The organism is Pseudomonas sp. UBA6699 (assembly GCF_002454615.1).
GTDB lineage: Bacteria > Pseudomonadota > Gammaproteobacteria > Pseudomonadales > Pseudomonadaceae > Aquipseudomonas > Aquipseudomonas juntendi.
In genome coordinates this window covers 25,812-33,447 of record NZ_DKJF01000082.1, presented here as the reverse complement: position 1 = coordinate 33,447, position 7,636 = coordinate 25,812, and the positions used below count along the sequence as shown (strand labels likewise).

General features: G+C 62.3%; 5 protein-coding genes and 2 pseudogenes. 3 read left to right on the top strand and 4 right to left on the bottom strand.

Translation table 11 applies throughout. The features are described from left to right. Positions 1-138: 138 nt before the first annotated feature. On the bottom strand, positions 139-1,230 hold the full coding sequence (xenA, locus tag B3361_RS16350; RefSeq protein WP_009681758.1) for a xenobiotic reductase XenA: 1,092 nt from the start codon (positions 1,228-1,230) through the stop codon (positions 139-141). Between the two features lie 49 nt (positions 1,231-1,279). Between xenA and B3361_RS16345 the strand changes: the two genes are divergently transcribed. Beyond that, on the top strand, positions 1,280-1,615 hold the full coding sequence (locus B3361_RS16345) for an ArsR/SmtB family transcription factor (protein ID WP_029886571.1): 336 nt from the start codon (positions 1,280-1,282) through the stop codon (positions 1,613-1,615). Positions 1,616-1,705: 90 nt separating this feature from the next. Here B3361_RS16345 and mqo read toward each other — a convergent pair whose 3' ends face one another. Next, positions 1,706-3,343 carry a malate dehydrogenase (quinone) gene (gene mqo / locus B3361_RS16340; protein ID WP_009681756.1) on the bottom strand — a complete coding sequence of 546 codons (1,638 nt, stop codon included), beginning with the start codon at positions 3,341-3,343 and terminating at the stop codon, positions 1,706-1,708. A gap of 259 nt (positions 3,344-3,602) precedes the next feature. On the opposite strand from mqo, the pseudogene B3361_RS16335 reads away from it, so the two are divergent. Together B3361_RS16335 and B3361_RS16330 are read left to right on the top strand one after the other, a co-directional pair. After that, positions 3,603-3,830, top strand: a pseudogene (locus B3361_RS16335) (iron dicitrate transport regulator FecR); the annotation flags it as partial. Positions 3,831-4,077: 247 nt separating this feature from the next. After that, positions 4,078-6,026: pseudogene (locus tag B3361_RS16330) on the top strand (TonB-dependent siderophore receptor). 91 nt (positions 6,027-6,117) lie between these two features. On the opposite strand, the gene B3361_RS16325 reads toward B3361_RS16330, so the two are convergent. Then, the gene (locus tag B3361_RS16325; RefSeq protein WP_003254720.1) at positions 6,118-6,309 is read right to left on the bottom strand and encodes a YhfL family protein; all 192 of its coding nucleotides are present in this window, start codon (positions 6,307-6,309) and stop codon (positions 6,118-6,120) included. 113 nt (positions 6,310-6,422) lie between these two features. Beyond that, on the bottom strand, positions 6,423-7,631 hold the full coding sequence (locus tag B3361_RS16320) for a hypothetical protein (RefSeq protein ID WP_054905777.1): 1,209 nt from the start codon (positions 7,629-7,631) through the stop codon (positions 6,423-6,425). Between the last annotated feature and the right edge of the window lie 5 nt (positions 7,632-7,636).

Below are 7,636 nucleotides of genomic sequence, written 5' to 3'. Positions count from 1 at the left end.
AAACCTGCCTTCAGGACCGATCGGCCTGCCCGGAAGTGCTTCTTCAGCCTAACGGTAATATCTTCTCCCGCCAGATCAGTCACAACTTACAATGAGCGAGCGCCAGCTCGCGATGCGCCGCGCGGGCGGCGCTCGATATCAGCGATAACGCTCAAGCCAGTGCGCATAAGGCGCCGGCAAGGTCCAGGAGGCTTTTTCCACCCCCAGCTCCTTGGCCGCAAAGTAGGCCCAGTGCGGGTCGGCCAGGTGCGCGCGGCCTACCGACACCAGGTCCAGCTGGTTGGCCTGCAATGCCGCTTCGGCCAGCTGCGGGGTACCGAAACCCCACGCCGACGTCACCGGCAGCTTGGCTTCACGGCGCACACGCTCGGCAATCGGTCCCATGAACGCCGGGCCCCATGGGATGTTGGTATCAGGGATGGTAAAGCCGACACTCACGCTCAGCAGGTCCAGGCCGCCAGCCTTGAACCGCCGCGCCAACTCGATCGACTCTTCCAGGGTCTGCTCATCACGGCCGTCGTATTCCAGCACGCCAAAACGCGCCGTCAGCGGCAGGTTTTCTGGCCACACTTCACGTACTGCCGCCAGGGTTTCCAGCAGGAAGCGGCTGCGGTTGTCGAAACTGCCACCGTAGGCATCGGTACGCTTGTTGGAGTGCTCGGAGAAGAAGCTCTGCCCCAGGTAGCCGTGGGCAAAGTGCAGCTCGATCCACTCGAAGCCGGCATCGCGTGCACGGCGGGCGGCATCGACGAAGTCCTGCTTGACCCGGGCGATGTCCTCCAGGGTCATGGCACGCGGCACTTTGGGCAGGTGTGCACCAAAGGCAATGGCCGACGGGGCAATGGTTTCCCAGCCGCGGGCATCGTCGGCGGCAATATGGTCGTCACCTTCCCAGGGCCGGTTGGCGCTGGCCTTGCGCCCGGCGTGGGCGATCTGGATGCCCGGTACCGAACCTGCTGCCTTGATCGCCTGTACCACCGGTACGAACGCCTGGGCATGGGCGTCGCTCCAGATGCCGGCGCAGCCGGGGGTAATGCGCCCCTCCGGTGCCACCGCCGTGGCTTCGACCACCAGCAAGCCGGCACCGCCACGGGCCATGCCGGCCAGGTGCACATGGTGCCAGTCGTTGATCATGCCGTCCTCGGCCATGTACTGGCACATCGGCGGAATGGCGATGCGGTTGCGCAGGGTGACGTCCTTGAGGGTGTAAGGTTGGAACAACGCGGACATGGGAAACTCCCGGGCTATGTGGATACGATTGTTCGATCATAATCGAACTATGGCAATAATGGAAACCCCCGGTATCATGTGCAGCATGCGAGCCTATAAACATCCCAACCCTGAAGACCTGGTGCTGGAGCGCCTGCTGTACGCCCTGAGCGACCCCGTGCGCATGGGCATCGTGCGCCAGCTGGCCGGTGTGGCCGAAGCCACGTGCGGCGAACTGGACGGCGGCCGGCCCAAGTCGAGCATGTCCCACCACTTTCGCGTCTTGCGTGATGCGGGGTTGGTGCATACCCGCAATGTGGGCACAACCCATATGAATTCGCTGCGCAGCGAAATGCTGGAGGCCCGCTTCCCGGGGTTGCTGGCGTGCATTCTGCGCCAGCAGTAATACCTGCCCTGCGCCGCAAACAGCCCCGAACAGGCAACAAAAAAGCCACGAGGTCACCCCCGTGGCTTTCGATCACAACCTGGCGGCCAATTACAGCGCCATGTCGTTCTCTGGCTTGCTTTCAACCGGTTGGCTTGGCGCAACGGTGGTACCAACGCTGGCGTCGATCACCGGTGGCTTCTCCAGTTGCAGTACTTCAGCGGTGTAGTTCCACTCTTTCTGGGTGGCCGCTGCCGAATCATTGAGCTTGGTACCGTAGCTCGGAACGATCTGCTTGATCTTGGCCTGCCACTCTGGGGTAGCGACCTTCTCCTTGAACACGGTTTCCAGCACGTTGAGCATGATCGGCGCAGCGGTCGAAGCACCTGGCGAGGCGCCCAGCAGGCCTGCGATGGTGCGGTCTTCGGAGGCCACCACTTCGGTACCCAGCTTCAGCACGCCACCCTTCTCGGCATCACGCTTGATGATCTGCACGCGCTGGCCGGCCTGCCACAGTTTCCAGTCTTCCTTCTTGGCGTTCGGGAAGTAGGTGCGCAGGGCTTCGAAGCGGTCGTCGTCAGACAGCATCAGCTGGCCAGCGAGGTACTCCACCAGCGGGTACTGCTCGATACCGACCTTGGTCATCGGCCACACGTTGTGGGGGGTGGTGGTGCTCAGCAGGTCCAGGTACGAACCGTTCTTCAGGAACTTGGTGGAGAAGGTGGCGAATGGGCCAAACAGGACCACGCGCTTGCCGTCCAGCACACGGGTGTCCAGGTGCGGTACCGACATGGGTGGCGCGCCGGTCGAAGCAATACCGTAGGCCTTGGCCATGTGCTGCATGGCCACGGTCGGGTTCTCGGTGACCAGGAACGAGCCACCCACCGGGAAACCTGCGTATTCCTTGGCTTCTGGAATGCCCGACTTCTGCAGCAGCTTCAGGGCACCACCGCCGGCACCGATGAACAGGAACTTGGCGTCGGTGGCCGACTCGGTACCGTCCTTCAGGTTCTTGTACTCGACGTGCCAGGAGCCGTCCTTGTTGCGGGTGATGTCCTGCACTTCGCTGGACAGCTTCAGGTCGAAGCCTTTCTGGGTTTGCAGGTGGCCAACGAACTGGCGGGTGATCTCGCCGAAGTTCACGTCGGTGCCGATTGGCGTCCAGGTCACGGCCAGCTTCTGGTTCGGGTCGCGGCCTTCCATCATCAGCGGGACCCACTTGGCGATCTGCGCGTGGTCCTCGGAGTACTGCATCGGGCGGAACAGCGGGCTGGCCTGCAGCGCGTCGTAACGCTTCTTCAGGAACTTGATGTTGTCATCGCCCCAGACGAAGCTCATGTGCGGGGTGGTGTTGATGAACGAATGCGGGTTCTTCAGCACGCCCTGGCGGACCTGCCACGACCAGAACTGACGGGAAATCTGGAAGGCCTCGTTGATTTCGATGGCCTTGGAGATATTGATGTTGCCGTCTTTGTCTTCCGGGGTGTAGTTCAGCTCGGCCAGCGCCGAGTGGCCGGTACCGGCGTTGTTCCAGCCGTTGGAGCTTTCTTCGGCCACGCCGTCCAGGCGCTCGACCATTTCCATCGACCAGCTTGGCTCCAGCTCGTGCAGCCACACGGCCAGGGTGGAGCTCATGATGCCGCCGCCGACCAGCAGTACGTCGACTTTCTTGGTTTCTGCGGCGTGCGCTTGCATGCAGCTTGCAGCGACAGCCAGACCCAGCAAGGTCTTGCCAGCTTTCTTGAACATTGATCAATTCCAGTCATAAGAACAGAGGGAGGGCCTGTGGCTGGCCCAAGTAAAGCGTGTTCTTCAGCGCAGGCTTGTTATTGATCATTGTTCAGCAGCTAGAGAACGAAAAAACGACCCTGCCTTTGTCGCATTGACTGACATGGCTGAATCGTTTTGCCGATTGTACTTGAAATGCCTGCACAAACAAATTGCAGCCCTTTGCGTCAAGGCGGCAGGTTGTCCCATGGCGCGCAGGCAAAACATCTTGCCGATTGCAGTTCAGCACAGACTGAACGCCGAAGGCATGCCCTTGGCGCATTTGCTGCAAACGCTCGGGCGCTATCGCCATGGGCACCTGGGCTGGCACCCGGAGGTGGCCACGTTGTCGGTGATGGGGGCGTTTCCGCTCAACGACACCGACCGGGCGCTGGAATTGCTGCAAGCGGCACTGCCGGTGCGGGTGCAGCGGCTGACGCCGTGGTGGGTCACAGTCGAGCCGGCTTGATACCTGAACACCTTTGAACCCAGCGCCTTGCATCGCGCTGGATTCTTCGCGGGCATGCCCGCTCCCACACAGACAGCGTGAACTCGAAGCCGGCGCAGTACCTGTGGGAGCGGGCGAGCCCGCGAAGCAGGCGACGCGGTGTTCATCAGTTATGAAAATCAATGCCAAGCCAGTTCCCTTTTTCCAATCGCGTTCGGTTAACCCGGCATAGCCCGTCCAACTCACCTTACCGACTCCAGAGACCCGCATGCCGACGCCCTTCCAACCCATGCTTCGCCTGGCGCTTGCCGCGCCGCTTTCGCTGTGTGCCGCCGCACCGCGCCCCCGGCTCGCTGGCCAGCGCCCTCAACCAGTTCAGCAGCCAGGCCGGCATCTACCTGGCCGGCAGCAACGAGCTGGCCGCCGGCAAGCTCAGCCAGGGCCTGCAAGGCCGCTACAGCGTGGCGCAGGGCCTGGCCCGCCTGCTACAGGGCAGCGGCTTGCAAGCGGTTGCGCAAGGCAACGCCGGCTATGTGCTGCAACCGCTGGCCGAGGGCAACGCCCTGCAACTGGACGCTACCGCGATCAATGCAGCCACCCTGCTGGTCAGCAACGGCCAGAGCGACACGGGTTACCGTGCGGTCGCCAGCAGCACGGCCAGCAAGACCAGCAGCGCCCTGGCCGATACCCCACGCTCTGTCTCGGTGGTGACCCGCCAGCGCCTGGACGACCAGCAGTCACAAACCCTCACCGAAGTGCTGGGCTATGTGCCGGGCATTTTCTCGCCGCCCTTCGCCGGCGGCGATGGCCAGGCCGGCGACCTGTTCTTCATTCGCGGCTTCAACGCTACCGATTACGGTTATGGCCTGCCGCGCGACGGCCTGCGGGTACAGGGCAACCGCTACGACACCAGCAGCGAACCCTATGGCCTGGAGCGGGTGGAAGTGTTCCGCGGGCCGACTTCGATCCTGTACGGTGAAAACGCCCCCGGCGGCGTGGTCAACCTGGTCAGCAAGCAGCCCACCGCCGAGCCCCGCGGGGAAGTGCAACTGAGCTACGGCTCGCACAACCGCCGCCAGCTGGGCGTGGACATTTCCGGGCCATTGACCGATGCGGGCAATGTACTGGGCCGCCTGGTGATGCTGGGCCGCAACGCCGATACCCAGGTCGACCACCAGCCCGACGACCGCCTGTACCTTGCCCCCTCGCTGACGCTGAATTTCGATGATGACAACAGCCTGACCGTGCTGGCCACCTATCAGCGCGACCGCACCCTGATGGAGCTGGGCTTCCCCGCCGCCGGTACCCTGCTGCACAACCCCAACGGCAAGATCGACAAGGACCAGTTGTCCGGCAACCCGGACTGGGACAACTTCGAGCGGGAAACCTGGACCCTGGGTTACGCGTTCAGCCACCGCTTCAACGACACCTGGCAGTTCCGCCAGAACTCGCGCTACCTGCAGTCGCGCATCGACCGCCAAGAAATGTGGCCAGGCAACCTGAACGACAACGGCTTCGGCAGTACCCTCGGCAACACGGCCTACGACCGCTATAACAAGTCCATCGCCTACTCGCTGGACAACCAGTTCGAAGGCCACTTCACCCCCGGCGCCTTCGACCACACCGTGCTGGCAGGGCTGAGCCTGGACCGGGTCAACAGCCAATACCGCAACAAGGCAGGCACCCTCAACGCCGCGGCCGACATGAACAGCTGGGACAGCAAGTTCACCTGGCAAACCGGCGTGATGTACCAGTTCGACAATGGCCTGTCACCGTACGCCAGCTATGCCACCGCCTTCGCCCCGACCCAGCAGACCGAAAGCAGAAGCGGCCCACTCGACCCCACCACCAGCGAGGAGTACGAACTCGGCATCAAGTACGAACCCAAAGGCTGGAACACCGCCTTTACCGCATCGGTGTTCGACCTGCGCAAAAAGGACGATGTGCTCTACGACGCGGCCGTGGGTGACTACCGTCAGATCGGCGCCAGCCGCGCCAAGGGTGTGGAGCTTGAACTGAACAGCGACCTCAGCGAGCACGGGTGACGTAACCTTGGTCGACGCCAAGGTAGGCTACGCGATAGACGACAACTGGTCGGTAGAGGTGAACGCGCGCAACCTGTTCGACAAAGAATACGTGGCCGGCTGCAATAACGCCGGGCGCTGCTACTGGGGTGAAGAGCGCACCTTGCTCGGCACCGTTTCGCTGCGCTGGTAACCCTTGCCGGGAAAACAAAAACCCCCGGCCATTTGCATGACCGGGGGCATTGGATCACGCCGCAAGGGGCGCGATCAGGGTACCGCCAAGATTACTGCTGCTGAGGCAGTTTATCGATCGGGCCGCAGCCACCGATGATCTTGGAGATGGAAACCGAAGGGTGGAACAGGTAGTCGTAGGTGCAGTTTTTCGGTTGGTTGTAAACCTGGCCAGTGCAACCCGACAGCAGGGCAACACCCGAAACGACAGCAACGGCTACAGTGGCCTTGAACAGCTTTTTCATTACTAAGTCCTTTAAATGAAACATTTGCGGCCATCGTCTGATGGCGGCGGGATGATACAGAAACTGAGCATTGGATCCAAGTCGCAGGGTCTTGAATGCTCAGCCCTCCCCTATCAATCGGTTTCCAGCTGGTACGCCTTGCTCACGAACACTGCTGCGAACAGGCTCTTGCCTTCCTTGAAGGTGTAGGTTTCCTCGAACTGGCCGTCTTCGACCAGCTTCTGCCCGATGGCACATTCGGAGTCGCTGTGGTTCTTCGCCTTCGTGCCGAAATCACTGCTCCACGATGACAGCCCCACTTCCTGGCAGAATGCCGCGAACTTGGCCTTGGGAACCCGCTGCTGGTAATCGTTGAACGCCTGCTTGAGCGGCTTGAAGCCGCTGTAGCTCAAGGTGTAGTTCTCGACCTTGGCCTTGCGGGCAAAGCCGCTCACCGCCTCCGCCAGCACCGCCTGGCCGGAATACGCGCTGTAGGCACCGATCACCATGGCACTCAGGGCGCTCTTGAGCTGGGTTTCAACATCGTCCAGCTCCGGCAGCGACTGGAACTCCGCCTTGCGCACGATCTCACCGACCTTGGAGCCGTCGTTGCGGTGGGTAACCACGAACGTCATCGAGCCTTCACCGTCGCTGGAGCGCTTGATGGTGAAGTCCAGGTCGACCGTGGTACCAAAGTCGCCGGTACTGCTGACCAGGAAGGCACCGGTCAGCGGCTGGCGCACGGCCATGTTGCCCCCCCAGTTGAAACTCGACGGGGCGGCGCGCCCGTTGGCGAGCAGCTCGGCCCGTGGCTGGATCTCGTCGCTGACATCGGCCACCAACACCACCTCGGCGCCCTTGGTGGCCACGAACGGGTTGCCCATCTGCATGCCCAGCAACTGCACATGGATACTGCCGTCCTTGCTGTCCCCGTCATGGGCCAGCTTCAGCGCATCTGCCTTCAGGTACACGCCGGCCACATCACGGCTGGCGTTGAGCTGGTACTTGGCCCAACCGGCCAGGCCTTCCTCAGCCGAACTGCCCTGCACCGACTCCATCAGGCCTGACAGGCCGCGCATGAACTGCTGAGCCCCGTTGGTCTGTGCAGCGGCCACGCGGATCTCCGGGTCGGCCACGGTCAGGTTGCCGGAAAACGCCGAGTAGGAAATGTCGCCCTCTGACAAGACGTCTTCCAGGAAGTAGCGCTCCTTGAAGTCGTCGTAGTAGGCCATCGCAGCCTTCTTGCCCGAGCTGGAAAGCAGGGCATAGCCACCGCCAAGCACCAGCACCGCTGCGGCCACACCGCCCATCAGCAGCTGCTTCTTGTTCATCTGTTTGATCATGGTGT

Coding starts and splice junctions, on each gene's coding strand:
- xenA (WP_009681758.1), bottom strand. CDS start 1,230: ATGTCCGCGTTGTTCCAACCTTACACCCTCAAGGACGTCACCCTGCGC.
- B3361_RS16345 (WP_029886571.1), top strand. CDS start 1,280: ATGGCAATAATGGAAACCCCCGGTATCATGTGCAGCATGCGAGCCTAT.
- mqo (WP_009681756.1), bottom strand. CDS start 3,343: ATGTTCAAGAAAGCTGGCAAGACCTTGCTGGGTCTGGCTGTCGCTGCA.
- B3361_RS16325 (WP_003254720.1), bottom strand. CDS start 6,309: ATGAAAAAGCTGTTCAAGGCCACTGTAGCCGTTGCTGTCGTTTCGGGT.
- B3361_RS16320 (WP_054905777.1), bottom strand. CDS start 7,631: ATGATCAAACAGATGAACAAGAAGCAGCTGCTGATGGGCGGTGTGGCC.